The sequence below is a fragment of the Micromonospora sp. CV4 genome (assembly GCF_003667455.1).
In the GTDB taxonomy this organism is placed as follows: Bacteria; Actinomycetota; Actinomycetes; order Mycobacteriales; family Micromonosporaceae; genus Micromonospora.
On the sequence record NZ_RCVI01000278.1, the window covers coordinates 72051 to 85746 of the forward strand.

Here is a 13696-nt window from a genome sequence, read left to right on the forward strand (position 1 = left end):
GCGGGCTGACGTCTCCGGCGACCACAGCAGTGATGCGACGGTCGCCGGACCGGCTGGCCGCGGGTGACCGCTGAGTCAGGACGGCAGCAGGCCCGCGGCCATCGCGGTCGTCACCGCCGCGGTCCGGTCGGTGACGCCGAGCTTCGCGAACGCGCGCAGCAGGTGCGTCTTCACGGTGGCCTCGGTGATGTGCAGCCGCAGCCCGATCTCACCATTGGACAGACCCTGCGCGACCAGCCGCAGCACGTCGACCTCACGCGGTGACAGGGTGGCCGGCCGGGGGTTGCGGAGTTGACGGAGCACCCGGCCGGCCACCGACGGCGCCAGCACGGTCTCGCCGCGGGCGGCGCCGCGGACCGCGTCCACCAGCTCGGCCCGGGACACGTCCTTGAGCAGGTACCCCGCCGCTCCGGCCTCGACCGCGCGCAGGATGTCCCCGTCCGTCTCGTACGTGGTGAGCACGACCACCCGCGTGCCGGGCGCCACGGCCAGCACCTCGGCGGTCGCCGCCGCGCCGTCCACCCCGGGCATCCGGAGGTCCATGAGCACGACGTCGGGGCGCACCGCCCGGACGGCGGTGACCGCCTCGACGGCCGAGGCGGACTCGCCGACCACCTCGATGTCCGGTTCGCCGGCGAGCATGCCGCGCACCCCGGCCCGCACCACCGGATGGTCGTCCACCAGCAGCACCGAGATCATCCGATCGGCACCTCCGCCCGTACCGTGGTGCCGGCCCCGGGGCTGGACGACACCCGCAGCGTGCCGGCGACCTGCTCGACCCGGTTCCGCATGCTGGCCAGACCGTACCCGTCGCCGGCCGGCGGGATGGTGAAGCCGCAGCCGTCGTCGCGGACCTCCAGCACGACGACGCCGTCCCGCCCTTCGAGGCGCACCTCGACCCGGCCGGCGGCGGCGTGCTTGCGCGCGTTGGCCAACGCCTCCTGGGTGACCCGTAGCAGGACCACCTCGACCGGGGTGGGCAGCGGACGCTGCGTTCCGGGTGTGGCCAGGGTGACCGGCACGCCGGTCTCGGCCGTGAACCGGTCCGCCACCCGCCGCACCGCCTCGACCAGTGGTGACCCGGCCAGCTCCGCCGGGGTCAGCGCGGCGACGAGTGCCCGCGCCTCGGCCAGGTTGGCCCGGGCGGTGGTCACGGCGAGGGCCAGGTGGCGGCGGGCCTGCCCGGTGTCGCGGTCCAACTCCGCGTCGGCCGCCTGAATCAGCATGACCACACTGGACAGTCCCTGGGCGATCGTGTCGTGGATCTCGCCGGCCAGCCGTTGCCGCTCGGCGTCGACGCCGGCCTGCCGGGACAGTCGGGCCACCTCGTCACGGGAGGCGGCCAGCTCGTCGACCAGCGCGGCCCGCCGGTCGGCGTCGACGAACAGGTGCTGCACCCAGCTTCCGGTCACCGACACCACGACGGCGATCATCACGGCCGCCAGCAGCGTCTCCCGGGCGTCCGGGCCGCCGCCGGAGCGCAGCCAGTCCAGCACCACCTGGACGGCGGTGAATACCACCACCGCGCCGACCGCGGACGCCGTCGGCAGCAGCATGAACGCCTGCGGCAGGAGCACGAACAGGGCGAACGACGCGGACGACGCCAGCGCCACCGCCGCCACGTAGAGCGCGAGGGCGACGCTTAGATAGAGGTACGGCTGCGAGCCCCCGACCCCGTACCGCATGAGCGCCCGGCCGAAGACGGCGTACCAGATGCTGATCGTGGCCAGCAGCGCGACGGACCCGACGCGGTACGGCACGGGTGGGGCGCTGGTCGCCACGGCGACCCCGATGGCGACGGTCAGCACCGCGAAGTAGGCATCCCAGAGCGGGAACCGGGCGACCCACGCCGCCGAGGGCGGCGGATCGCCCGTGCTCACCGGTCCCGTCGGCCGCGCCAGCGGAAGGTGGTCAGACACAGCAGCAGACCTCCGATGCACCAGGCCGCGAGGATGAGCGCGGTCCGCCCGTGCTCCCAGTCGCGTACGACCTCCGCACCGAGAATCGTGTCGGGCAGCAGCGCCGAGCGGAAGCCCTGGGCCATCCATTTCAGCGGGAAGACCGAACCCAGCACCAGCAGCGGCTGCGGCAGGGCGCTGACCGGGGTGAAGAAGATGCCCGAGACGAAGGCCAGCACCAGGTACGGCAGTTGGGTCACCGCGCCCGCGCTGCGGGCCGAGCGGATCACGCTGCTCACCGCGATGCCGAGCAGCGAGCAGGCGGTGACGCCGAGCAGGAGCACCCAACCGAAGGTGAGCCAGCGCCCCGGGTCGGTGGGCAGCCGCAGGTCGAACAGGGCCACCCCGACGGCGAGCAGCAGCACGATCTCGGCCGCGACCACGACCATCGTCTGCACCGTCTTGCCCAGGAAGTACGCGATCGGTGGCATCGGTGCGCCACGGAGCCGCTTGAGGGTGCCGTCCTCCCGGTCGCTGGCGATACCGGCGCCGAGGTTGACGAAGGTGACGGCCGCTATCCCCGCCGCGATCATGCTGGGCACCAGGTACTGGGCGGAGGTGACGTCGCTGCCCGGGTAGACCCCGGAGATGAGCGAGCCGAGCAGTGCCAGGGTGACCACCGGCAGGGCGAACGTGAAGGCCACCGCATCCCACTCGCGGAAGAACGCCTTCAGCTCGACGACGCCGCGGTGCAGGCCGAGCGTCACCGCGGACGGGTGGTTGGTGCCGCTGGTCATCGTCATGGCCGGTGTCCGATCAGGTCGAGGTAGACGTCTTCCAGGCTGGGTCTGGTCACGGTGAGCCCGGGGATCGGGCCGCCGAACCGCCGGGTCAGCTCGGCGATCACCGTCGCCGGGTCGTCGGTCCGGCGCTCGCCGCCGGACCACCGCACCGTGACCTGGTGGCCGGCCCGCTCGGCGAGGGCTGTCGGCGGGTCGTCGGCGACCACCCGGCCGCCGGCCAGCACCACCACCCGGTCGGCGAGGGTTTCGGCCTCGTCCAGGTAGTGCGTGGTGAGCAGGATCGTGGTGCCGCCTCCGGCCAGGGCCCGGATCAGCTCCCAGAACGCCCGCCGGGCGGCCGGGTCGAAGCCGGTGGTCGGCTCGTCGAGGAACACCAGGCGCGGGTCGCCGACCAGACCGACGGCCACGTCCAGCCGGCGCCGCTGGCCGCCGGAGAGCTTGCGGACCCGGGTCCGGGTCCGGTCGGTCAGTCCGACCACCTCAATCACCTCGGCCGGGTCGCGGGGCGCGGGGTAGTAGCGGGCGAAGTGCCGGACCGTCTCGCCCACGGTCAACTCGCCGAGGTCAGCGGCCTCCTGGAGCACGATGCCGATGCCGGACCGCCAGTCCCGGGCGGCCCGACCGAACCGGCCGACCCGCGCCGGGTCCACCCCGAGCACGGTCACCTCGCCGCCGTCGCGGCTCCGGTGTCCCTCCAGGATCTCCACGGTGCTGGTCTTGCCCGCGCCATTGGGGCCGAGCAGGGCGACCACCTCGCCGTACGCGATGTCCAGGTCGATCCCGGCCAGCGCGGCGCGCCGGCCGTACCGCTTGTGCAGTCCGCGTACCCGGACCGCGGGGGATTCCGTCATGTCCTGATGCTCCGCCCGCCGAGCCCGGTCGCGGGACGACCGGTCGGTCGAGGGCGGGTGTCCACCGGTCGACGGACAGAGTGCTCGCCAGGGTCACCGCGGCCGGGGACTCGCAGCCGTCACGTCCTGGGCCGGCCCGTGCCGAACGTCAGGGTCGGCGGCCTGCGGCGCTGCCGCGCCGCGGGCGATGCGGACACTCGGCCGTCCACGACACCGTCGCAGACGACAATTTCGTAGGCGCCGGCCTGATCGTCGCCCACCTCGCCGAGCGCGGGCACCGGCGCATCGCCGACATCGAACTTCACGAGACCAATCCGGTACGGCTCACCGAGATGCCGAACGTCGTACGCGCTGACGGCTACCGCCACGCCATGGGGCAGCCGACAACCCCGCCAGGCGTGCTCAGGACGAGCGAAGCTGCTCGCGGAACCAGGCCCGGTCAGGGTTCACGACAGCCCGACCGCCGAGCACGACGGTGGGCACGGTCTCGTTGCCGTCGGCCACCGCCCGGACAGCGGCGGCACCCGCCGGGTCGCGCCAGATGTCCACCCAGTGCGCCCGCCGGGCGAGCCGGCCGAGGGAGAACCGGAGCTGAAGGCAGTAGCGACAGCCGGGGCGCCAGTACACGATCGGCCTGCCGTCCGCGGCGCTGGCCCGCTGCGCTTCGGCGGCGTCCATTGAGCGGGGAAAGGCCCGCGGCGACAGCAGCAGTGCCAGCGCCAAGAAGATCAGCAACTCGACGCCGCCGACGACGGGCAAGCCGGCGGCCAGTTGCGCCACCAGGACCAGCACGCCGCACGTCGCCATCAGGATCGTCAGGGTCCACCGCCGCAGCACGTCGAGGACCCTACCGCCAGATACCCGGATGGGCCGTCTTCGCTCGCCCATCCACGACTCAGAACGTGCCCCGTCAATCCGACCAGAGCCTGAGTCGGCGCTCAGGCCACGGCCGCGGGCGCCGCGCACGGCCGTGGGCCGCGGGAAGGGACTCACGCCCGGTCCTCGGACGTCACAGCGCCTGCTCCGGCCATGATCTCGCTGGCCAGCGAGATCATGGTGCCTGCGGCCGTGCTCGCGGGACGGTCGACCGGAGTTGGCCAGTTTCGCCGGTCGCCGCGTCAGCGACCGTCGCGCGGATGCTGCGGTGGCTCCAGAACGTCCGATGGTGGCGGTGGCTTCTTCGGGCCCAACCCGTACCGCACCGCCCAGAACGCGATGCCCGCCACGATGACGGCAACCAGAAAGACGCATGCTATGCCGCCGGTGATGCCCATAGCGGAAAATTACCGTGTTGCACGCAGTGGGGGACTCGGTTTCCAGGACCGGGGCTGACAACTCGGGCGGCCAGGGCTGAGCACTCCCCCAACCGTTTCCGCCCGACCGTCGACGCGTCGCCCCGGCGTTCACCGACCACCAGTCCGCGAAGGCTCGGGGCACGGCAGCTACCCGGCGACAGCGTGCGTCCGGGACGACGTCGAGCGGTCCCTCAAGCGGCGGACCAGGGCCGGTCTCCCGTGCGGGGAGACCGGCCCTTGGCCTGCTGCGGGCTCGAACCGCTGCCCTCTGATCGTTCTACGGCCGCTCGGAGACGACCGGCGCCTGCGGGTTTGTCAGGCGCTGAGCTTGCTGGCGATCTTGACGACCCGCTGGGCCATGTGGTCGAGGGCGTTGAGCTGGGCGTCGCCCAGCGGAGCGTCGTTGCCGCCGCCGGTGACGTGCGAGACGCCGTACGGGTTGCCGTCGCCGAACTTCAACGGGTCGGTGTAGCCGGGGGCGACGACCAGGCCGCCGAAGTGGTGGATCGTGTTGTAGAGCGCCAGGAGCGTCGACTCCTGGCCGCCGTGGGCGGTCATGGATGCGGTGAAGCCGGCGTACACCTTGTCGGCCAGCAGCCCCTGGCCCCACTGCGGGCCTAGGGTGTCGATGAACTGCTTCAGCTGGCTGGAGACGTTGCCGTAGCGGGTGGGGGTGCCGAACAGCACGGCGTCGGCCCAGACGACGTCGTCGGCGGTCGCCTTTGCCTCGCTCTTCGTGGCGTCGAAGTGCTGGCTCCAGGCGGCGTTGGAGGCGATGGCCTCCTCGGGTGCAAGCTCCGGAACCTGGCGCAGCCGCACCTCGGCGCCGGCCTTCTCGCCAGCCTCGGCGAGCCGCCTGGCCATGGCGTGGACCGTGCCGGTCGAGGAGTAGTAGATGACGGAGAGCTTGGTCATCGGAGGGGTCCTTTCCAAGGTAGTTGCCGCTGAGAAATTTGATTCGGCAACAAACTGACTGTAGCAACGCCAGCGGCGCCGTCGCCACCGGGCCCGACTGGGCGTCGCGACAGCGAACCGGGCTCGGACACGGACGCGCCCCACGGGCCTGAGCCCGCTTGGTGGCCGCTGCAGGGCCGGATTTCGTCGTGTCCGACGATGCTCACCTGGGTTGTTCGTCCCTGTTCCCAGCCAGAGCAGGCCTAAGCAACGCCTGTGGCGCGATTCGTCCCACCTGAAGAAGGCCGGGCCAGCTCGAAGCAGCCGGTCACCGCGGAGCTTTTTCGTCAGCTACTCGTACGGTGCAGCTAGTTCTGGGTCAGCGAGCGCAGGCAGATGCCCACGCTCCATCAAAGCGAGGGAAACTCAGGCGTTACCGGTGGCCGGCGACGCGCAGCGACTCGGCAGCTGTCAAGAGAGCGGCACCGAGGAGCACCGTGTCCTTCAACAGGAATTGCCCCAGCTGAGAAAGGCTGAACTTCCCCTGCCCTTCCTGCCGAGTTCCGGGTGCCGTGGCCAGGAAACTGAGCGTGGTGAGGAACATCCCCGCCGCCCCGAAGCTGCCGATCGCCGACGCTCTGGGCGCAAAGGGCTTCGCGGCGATCAGAGAGCCCACGGTGATCTCCGTGACACCGATGAGTCGGTTGAGCTTTCGTGCGCCCAGCTTCGTCCGGAACCGCGAGAACAGCGGACTCGAGGTGACCAGGGGCTCATCGTTCTCGACCTCGTACTGCTTGAATTTGAGCGCACCGATCCACAAGATGTTCGTCGCCAGTGCGGAGCGCAGGACCGAGAACCCCACGGAAGCGAGGTCATCGGCCAAGGCATATCGTGTGCCCATCGCTCGCTCCTAGTCGCTGTGTCGACGGTCGGCGTGCCGGGGACCATTACCCGCTGGGGTCCGCCACACACACCGAAGGGCTTCACCGGCGAGCATCGACGTTTCGACAGGTCATCCGCGCCGAAGTCATCCGTGATGCCCGGCGGCGGCTGCCGGGTTTAAGTGTTGAGTCCGGATCTGCCGGTCGTTGGGCGAAACAAGATAGGCCCATGAAACGCATCTTCCAGGCCAGGCCGCCGGTGCCGACCGAGGAAGCCCATCGGACCACGCCGTTCGAGGTGTTCTTCGACCTGGTGTTCGTGTTCGCATTCATCCAGGTGGCAACGTTCACGGCACAGGCGCCGACGCCACTCAGGCTGGCGCACAGCCTTGTGCTCCTGCTGCTGCTGTGGTGGCCGTTCACCAACTACGCCTGGTTGGCCAACCAGGTCCGCGCCGACGTGGGCCTGGTCCGCGCCGGAAACACCGCTGTCATGGCCGCGATGTTCGTGGCCGCCCTGGTCCTCCCCCAGGCGTGGCGGCACGACAGCCAGTCACTGGCCGCGCCCATGACCCTGGCCCTCGTCTACATCGTCATCCGGGCGGTGTATCTGGCCCTCGTCTGGCACATTTCGGCCGGTAACGCGCGGCTACGCGCTTCGCTGCGCTTGCGGCTCATCCCGGTCTCGCTGGGCTTTCCTGCTCTGCTTCTCGGCGCGGTGTTCGGCGGCGCCACGCAGACGCTGTTGTGGACCGCGGCGTTCCTCATCGACTGCGTCGGCGGCCTGTTCATCGCGGTGTCTGCCGGACGCGCTCCGTTGCCAAGCCCCGGCCATTTCGCCGAGCGGCACGGCCTGATAGTGATCATTGCTCTGGGCGAGTCGCTGATCGCGGTGGGCGTCGGCGCCGGATCGGCGGTCATTCGTTGGCCGGTCCTGATCGCTGCGCTGCTCGCCCTGACCACGGCGCTGACTCTGTGGTGGCTGTACTTCGAAAACGCCGCCGCACCCGCCGGTCAAGCCCTGGCGCGGATCCCCGTTGCGGACCGGACTCGGACCGGCAGCATCGCCTACAGCTTGACTCACTTCGTGCTCATCGCCGGGATCATCTACCTGGCCGTCGGCATCGAGGTGGTGCTCGCCCACATGACCCACCACCCGCCCCGGCGGCCCGCTGGGACCTCGCTGGACTGGACTTCGACCGCAGCTCTGCTCGGCGGCCCGGCCCTCTACCTCGTTGGTCGGGCCCTGTTTCTTCGACTCACCGTCCGGCACACCCCACCCGCCCCGATCCTCGCGGCCGGCATCATTCTCGCGCTGCTGCCGGTCGCCCGACACCTTCCCGCCCTCGCCGCCCTCGCTCTAGTCGCCATCATCCTGATCGCCCTGGTCTGCTACGAACGGATCACTTGGCAACCAACTGCCGCGGCGAAATGACCACGTATCCAGGCCTGGCGAACCCGAATACCGGCAATCTGGTCAAGTTCCCCGCTGCCGCTGAACACCTCGCTGGACGCGAGGACTTCCTCGCGTTCACTTGTTTGCTCCGTTGATTCCCCCCTTGTTGTTTCCTGGCCGCAGCCAGGTCAGCCGCGGTGGTGCGCGTGACGTACCGACGTATGTCAACGAGCGTTGACATGCGCTGTCCTCCGGCGCACCGCCCGCGACGCAGCGCCGAGCAACTCTCAGCAGCAACTTGCCACAATGAGGACCGTATGGTCCGGGTAAAGATCCGCCCTATTGATGATCCCGCGGACATAGCACCCGTCCAACCAAGCTGGCAGCGCATCCGCTCGTCCTTCACCATCACGTCAATGCGACATCACGCTGAATGGACTCCAAGGTCCCATCCTTCGTAGATTATTTAGCGCGCGCCGATGGATACACTTGACCGATGGGCGACGAGCAGGTGGCTGCGCCGACGAAGCAGCGGAGGATCAGCCAACGGGGCATCGCGACCCGAGAACGGATCCTCGAGGCGGCGAACCGGCTGATGTTCGTGCGCGGGGTGAACGCGACGACCCTTGACGACGTCCGCGAGGCAAGCCAGACGAGCAAGTCGCAGCTTTACCACCACTTCGCGGACAAGCAGGAGCTCGTGCGCGAGTTGGTCAAATATCGAGGCGCGCTTGTGCTTCAGCGTGAGCGCGCAGGGCTCGAACGACTGAGATCGTTCTCAGGGCTGGTCCGGTGGCGTAACGCGCTGGTCCAGGCCAACTCACTGAACAACGGCAAGTACGGGTGCGGCCTCGGGTCGATGGCTGTCGAGCTGTCTGATCAAGATGAGCAGGCTCGATCGATGCTGTCGGAGACGTTTGCGGCATGGGGAAAGCTGATCAGTGATGGTCTGCACCGGATGCGGGACAGCGGCGCACTGCGCCAGGACGCCGACCCGGAGAAGTTGGCCACGGGGTTGATGGCAGCCTTGCAAGGCGGCTACCTGCTGGCGAACGCCGCGCACAACGTCGAACCCATGGAAGTTGCTCTGGACATGGCGCTGGACCACATCAAATCGTTCCTCTCGGAGCCGTCCGGCGAGCCGACCCGTTAGTTGAACCCTGTTCATCGGTATCGGCCGTCGTAGCGGACTCGGCTCCGGGCATCCGTGAAGCTGACGCCCACTCGCACGCCGTCCTCGACGATCCACCGAACCGTGTACGTCGCCCGGTACGTTGGCGGCCAGAACGAAGCGAAGGTCCCGTCACCCGTAACAGACCACTCGCCAGCCGACGGTGTGCCCCTGTCGACGTAGGTCGTTCGACCCTCTGCCGTGAACGATTGAGTGGCGCCGTCTTGGAACACAAACTGTGCAGCGGTCAGGGCGGCGATCATGTCCGCCGCATCGACCGGCTGGCCATCGACAACGTCCCCACCGGAGGGAACAGGGTTCATCAAACTCTCCTGACATCGGACAAGACCTGGCCCGCGGCCATCTCGCACCGGCTGCAACATGTCGACGACCAACTCGGAACAGTCTCTAGCCGCGCCGCATGGACTGCATAGTCCCTTTATACTCGCGCTGCGGAGGTATCCGCCAGATGGGGTACGCACCCGCCACGACCGCCAGTCCCCGCTGTTGACCCCACCCACTGGCGGCCAGCGGAGGGATTTGCCGGCTGACGCCACGCCAGCCTATTCTGGACGTGGTGGTCCAGTAAATATACTCCGGACTGCGGGCGACTACGGTCCCAACGGGTGAAATCTCATTACCGGGGCACTCGCAAACGATGACGTCATGGGCGGGGTGGATCACCGGCCGAGCGGAAGCACGGGCAGCAGCGGGATCGCGGCCGCCTGGCCACATGGGGAGGGACGCATGGCATTGATCACACGCGGTTTCGGGGGCCGCAGACGCGACGACACGGACCTCCCGCCCGGCCAGTACCGCACGGACGACTTTCCGGTGCTGTCGGCGGGACCGACACCGCGCATCGGCCTCGACCGGTGGGAGCTCGCCGTCGTCACCGAGACCGGCGAGCGGAGCACGTGGTCATGGGCGGAGTTCACCGCCCTTCCTGCCGAGGAACCGACCGTGGACATCCATTGCGTGACGCACTGGTCGAAGTTCGGCACGCGCTGGCGAGGCGTCTCGGTGGACACGCTGCTGGCCGACGTCGAGACGACGGCCGAGTACGTCGTCGCCCACTCCTACGGCGGCTACACCACGAACCTGCCGCTCGAGGACCTTCTCGACGGCCAGGCCTGGGTGGCGTACGAGTTCGACGGTGAGCCGCTGGTTCCGGTGCACGGCGGGCCAGCGCGTCTCCTCGTTCCTCACCTGTACTTCTGGAAGAGCGCGAAGTGGCTGCGCGCTCTGGAACTGCGCCTCGACGACGAGCCTGGGTTCTGGGAGACGGCCGGCTATCACAACTACGGGGACCCATGGCGCGAGCAGCGATACCTGTCAGACTGACCTGGCAGCCGGCGACCGTCGCCGCCACCCGCGCGGAGACTGCGACGGCGCGGACCCTGGTCCTCGACGTCGACGGCTGGACAGGTCACGTGCCGGGCCAGCACGTCGACGTCCGGTTGACGGCTCCCGACGGCTACACGGCGTACCGCAGCTACTCGATCTCGTCCGCCCCGGGGCCCGACCGCCTCGGGGTGACCGTCCAGGCGGTGCCCGACGGTGAGGTCTCGCCGTACCTCGTCGACGTTGCAGAACCGGGTGACCAGCTCGAGATCCGTGGGCCGCTCGGCGGCTGGTTCGTACGCCGACCCGCCGATCCGCGCCCGGCGTTGCTGATCGGCGGCGGGTCCGGCGTGGCGCCGCTGATGTCGATGGTGCGCGCGGCGACGAATCCCACCAGGCTGCTCTACTCGACGCGATCCCCTTCCGATGCGCTGTTCACGGCGGATCTTGCCGCTGCACAAACCGCAGGCGATGGGCGCATCGCCGTCACACACGTCTATACCAGGGTCGCGCCTCCTGGTTGGCCGGCTCCACCCCGACGACTGGACGCGGACGCCCTCGCCCGCGTCGCCTGGCCCCGCGATGCCGACGCTGTGGCGTTCGTCTGCGGACCCACCGGCTTCGTCGAGACCGTTGCCGACCTCCTCGTCGACATCGGCCACGATCCCGCGAACATCCGCACTGAACGTTTCGGACCCACCGGAGGATGAGCATGCCGACCAACGTCGGAGCCGACGACGCACCCTGGGTGGACGGCAACGCCCTCGCCGGGCCGCTCGGCGAGATCATGGGGACCGACCTCACCGTTGCCGAGCTCACCTGCGCCGGGTGCCGGACGACCCGTCCGCTGGCCGCGATGCGCGTGTTCGACCGAGCGCCCGGCCTCGTCGCCCGGTGTCCCGGCTGCGAGGACGTCGTTATGCGCGTGGTGCGCACGGCCGGTCGTGTCCTGGTCGACCTGCGTGGGTCGCTCGTCCTCAGCCTGCCGGTGCCGACTGCCTGAGCGCTGAGAATCCGCTCAATCCTGACGCATCCGGACATGCCCACGTCTCGGACGTCGGTCACCCAACAGTCCGGGGCGGGATAGTCCTGCCGCTTCATCCGACCTGACTGGGCACTCCCAAATCGCTGACCAGACGCGAGATTCTAGGTGGGCGCCGGCGACGAGTACCGCTGTGCCCGGCAATCTCGTCGACGTCACGCTGGAGCAGCGCCAGTTGGCCGGGGCGGGGCAAGGAGTGCTGGTGGTCTCCGGCGGGCGGGGGCTGCGGACGCGTACAGGCACGTCCGCAGCCCAACCGGCGTTACGTTCCGAGGGTCAATCGCGGCCGACCATGATTCGACCCCGGGTTGACGCTGATCCACAAGGAGGGCTGCCCCCGCGTCCTTACGAACGAACGCGGATGACCGTCTTCCCGGTGATCCGCTCGGTCGAATTGAAAGCGGCGACGGCGTCGTCGAGGGTCGCGACCCTGCCGATGTTCGTCCGCAGTCGTCCGTCCCGCACCCGTCGGACGACCTCACCCAGTTGAGCGCGGTCGGGCTCGACGACGAAGTCGACCGCCAGGCCGTCGGCGGGCCGCGCCTCCGGCGGGCCGACGACGGATACCAGCGTTCCTCCGGCTCGAATCAGGCCTGTGGACCGCTTCCCGATGTCGCCGCCGATGACATCGAACACCAGCTCGACTCCGCCGACGTCTTCGAGGACATCATTCTCGAGGTCAACGAACTCCTGCGCGCCGAAGTCGAGCGCCGTCTGGCGGTCGGCAGCGCGCCCGGTGCCGATGACGTAGGCGCCGAACTCGCGTGCGAGCTGCGTCACCATCGAACCGACTGCGCCGGCCGCGCCGTGCACGAGGACGCTCTGACCCGCCCGAAGGCGGCCGTGCTCGAACAGTCCCTGCCACGCGGTCAGGCCCGAGATCGGCAGGCTCGCGCCCACCGTGAAGTCGACGTCGCCGGGAAGCGGCGCGAGGTTACGCGCCTCGACGGCCACATACTCCGCCAGGGTGCCGTCGCGGGTCCAGTCCGTGAGGCCGAACACCCGCTGCCCCACCGACAGACCCGTGGTGCCATAGCCGAGAGCGGTAACCACCCCGGCCAGCTCGTGCCCGGGGATCGACGGCGTCCGGTCACGGCCGAGGCGATCGGTCCAGGTCGAGGGCCACGCCAACTCAGTCGGGACGAATCCCGACGCATGGACCTGAACAACGACGTCGTTCAGCGCCGCGTCCGGCTCGGGCCGCTCCATTAGCGTCATCCCGGCCATTCCCGCGGCCTCGTCCGTCACTACGATCGCCTTCATCCGGCGCCTCCCTGTATCCAGTCCTCGTTTGCACGGGCACGAGGTGCACGTTTCGTTTCACCAGCATCAGCGGCGTCAGGCCTCGGTGTCTCACCACGTTGATCGGTAGCGGTTGTGGCGCGAGAGTGTCGAGGAACGAGCGCGACAGCGAAGTCGTCGGTAATGCGGCGCCGGGGTCGGGGCTCCGCCAGCGCGATCCCGGCGTTACGTTTCGAGAGTCAGTTGCGGCCGGCCACGGTGCCGCCGTCGACCTCGACGATGGCGCCGGTCATCCAGCTCGACTTCACCGACAGCAGGAATGACACCGCTTCGCGATCTCCTCCGGACGACGGGCCCCGACCTTGTCCTGGTCGCGGCCCGTGATCACGGCGGTGCCGCCCCCTGCGACGACCTGGTGGGCCGTGGCGAGACCCATGCCGCTGCCGCCGCCGACGACCACGACCTTACGGCCCCCGAAACCCTCACTCACGACAGTTGGCCCCTTCCCCACCCGATCGCGATGTGTGTTGGCCGCACCCGGCGCCCCGAGAGTGACACGACCTCCGTGAACTCGACGCCGGTAGGCACGTCGGACAGTTCGTCGCCAGCGGAGGCACCCCGTCGGCCGCCCCGAACCTAGTCGCGGTAGAACTGGTCGGTCAAGTCCACTCTTGGGATCACGCCGGTGCTACTGTGGCGGCGACATCTCCGAGGCCACACACCACAGCGACGCCGCCCAGCCGGGTACTTTCAAAGAGTCTTCCGGGACTTGGTGGTCCAAGGAAGCTAAGGGCCGCGGGAATACAGCCGGCCCGCAGGGTGTCTCTACAGGTGCGTTTCGCCTCGTTCCCCAGTTCCACGCCGAAAGGCCGGGAAGGG

General features: G+C 69.4%; 15 protein-coding genes. 5 read left to right on the forward strand and 10 right to left on the reverse strand.

The genetic code is table 11. The features are described 5' to 3' along the window. Positions 1–75: 75 nt before the first annotated feature. The 8 genes from EAD98_RS17450 to EAD98_RS17485 all read right to left on the reverse strand — a co-directional run bounded on the left by EAD98_RS17450 (position 76) and on the right by EAD98_RS17485 (position 6642). Positions 76–699, reverse strand: coding sequence for a response regulator transcription factor (locus EAD98_RS17450; RefSeq protein WP_121655115.1), 624 nt, complete (start codon positions 697–699; stop codon positions 76–78). Beyond that, positions 696–1919: a sensor histidine kinase gene (locus EAD98_RS17455; protein WP_233583863.1), complete on the reverse strand. Its 1224-nt coding sequence runs from the start codon at positions 1917–1919 to the stop codon at positions 696–698. Before EAD98_RS17455 ends, EAD98_RS17450 begins: the two co-directional genes overlap by 4 nt. Then, positions 1877–2701, reverse strand: a complete 825-nt coding sequence (locus EAD98_RS17460; RefSeq protein WP_121655116.1) for an ABC transporter permease — start codon at positions 2699–2701, stop codon at positions 1877–1879. The genes EAD98_RS17455 and EAD98_RS17460 overlap by 43 nt, the downstream gene beginning before the upstream one ends. Continuing rightward, positions 2698–3552, reverse strand: coding sequence for an ABC transporter ATP-binding protein (locus tag EAD98_RS17465; protein WP_121655117.1), 855 nt, complete (start codon positions 3550–3552; stop codon positions 2698–2700). Before EAD98_RS17465 ends, EAD98_RS17460 begins: the two co-directional genes overlap by 4 nt. A gap of 119 nt (positions 3553–3671) precedes the next feature. Next, positions 3672–3857, reverse strand: a complete 186-nt coding sequence (locus tag EAD98_RS17470; RefSeq protein ID WP_147457416.1) for a hypothetical protein — start codon at positions 3855–3857, stop codon at positions 3672–3674. Between the two features lie 97 nt (positions 3858–3954). Beyond that, positions 3955–4389, reverse strand: a complete 435-nt coding sequence (locus EAD98_RS17475) for a glutaredoxin domain-containing protein (protein ID WP_199723447.1) — start codon at positions 4387–4389, stop codon at positions 3955–3957. A gap of 773 nt (positions 4390–5162) precedes the next feature. Continuing rightward, a complete protein-coding gene (gene wrbA, locus EAD98_RS17480) occupies positions 5163–5762 on the reverse strand; it encodes an NAD(P)H:quinone oxidoreductase (protein WP_121655119.1) in 600 nt (199 codons plus the stop codon). Positions 5763–6174: 412 nt separating this feature from the next. Further along, on the reverse strand, positions 6175–6642 hold the full coding sequence (locus EAD98_RS17485) for a YkgB family protein (RefSeq protein ID WP_121655120.1): 468 nt from the start codon (positions 6640–6642) through the stop codon (positions 6175–6177). A gap of 209 nt (positions 6643–6851) precedes the next feature. Between EAD98_RS17485 and EAD98_RS17490 the strand changes: the two genes are divergently transcribed. Further along, positions 6852–8057, forward strand: a complete 1206-nt coding sequence (locus EAD98_RS17490; RefSeq protein WP_121655121.1) for a low temperature requirement protein A — start codon at positions 6852–6854, stop codon at positions 8055–8057. 457 nt (positions 8058–8514) lie between these two features. After that, entirely contained in the window at positions 8515–9171 is a 657-nt protein-coding gene (locus EAD98_RS17495) for a TetR/AcrR family transcriptional regulator (RefSeq protein ID WP_121655122.1), read from the forward strand. 11 nt (positions 9172–9182) lie between these two features. Here EAD98_RS17495 and EAD98_RS17500 read toward each other — a convergent pair whose 3' ends face one another. Continuing rightward, positions 9183–9512, reverse strand: a complete 330-nt coding sequence (locus tag EAD98_RS17500) for a hypothetical protein (RefSeq protein ID WP_233578533.1) — start codon at positions 9510–9512, stop codon at positions 9183–9185. A 424-nt stretch (positions 9513–9936) separates the two neighbouring features. Between EAD98_RS17500 and EAD98_RS17505 the strand changes: the two genes are divergently transcribed. The 3 genes from EAD98_RS17505 to EAD98_RS17515 are packed head-to-tail and all read left to right on the forward strand — an operon-like array spanning position 9937 to position 11536. Then, positions 9937–10533 carry a sulfite oxidase-like oxidoreductase gene (locus tag EAD98_RS17505; RefSeq protein WP_121655199.1) on the forward strand — a complete coding sequence of 199 codons (597 nt, stop codon included), beginning with the start codon at positions 9937–9939 and terminating at the stop codon, positions 10531–10533. Next, complete coding sequence (locus tag EAD98_RS17510) at positions 10503–11243, forward strand: ferredoxin reductase (protein ID WP_121655123.1); 741 nt, start codon at positions 10503–10505, stop codon at positions 11241–11243. Before EAD98_RS17505 ends, EAD98_RS17510 begins: the two co-directional genes overlap by 31 nt. Then, complete coding sequence (locus EAD98_RS17515; RefSeq protein WP_233578532.1) at positions 11240–11536, forward strand: DUF6510 family protein; 297 nt, start codon at positions 11240–11242, stop codon at positions 11534–11536. The genes EAD98_RS17510 and EAD98_RS17515 overlap by 4 nt, the downstream gene beginning before the upstream one ends. Before the next feature lie 384 nt (positions 11537–11920). Here the strand turns inward: EAD98_RS17515 and EAD98_RS17520 are convergent, their stop codons facing one another. After that, a complete protein-coding gene (locus EAD98_RS17520; protein ID WP_121655125.1) occupies positions 11921–12838 on the reverse strand; it encodes an NADP-dependent oxidoreductase in 918 nt (305 codons plus the stop codon). Positions 12839–13696: the final 858 nt, after the last annotated feature.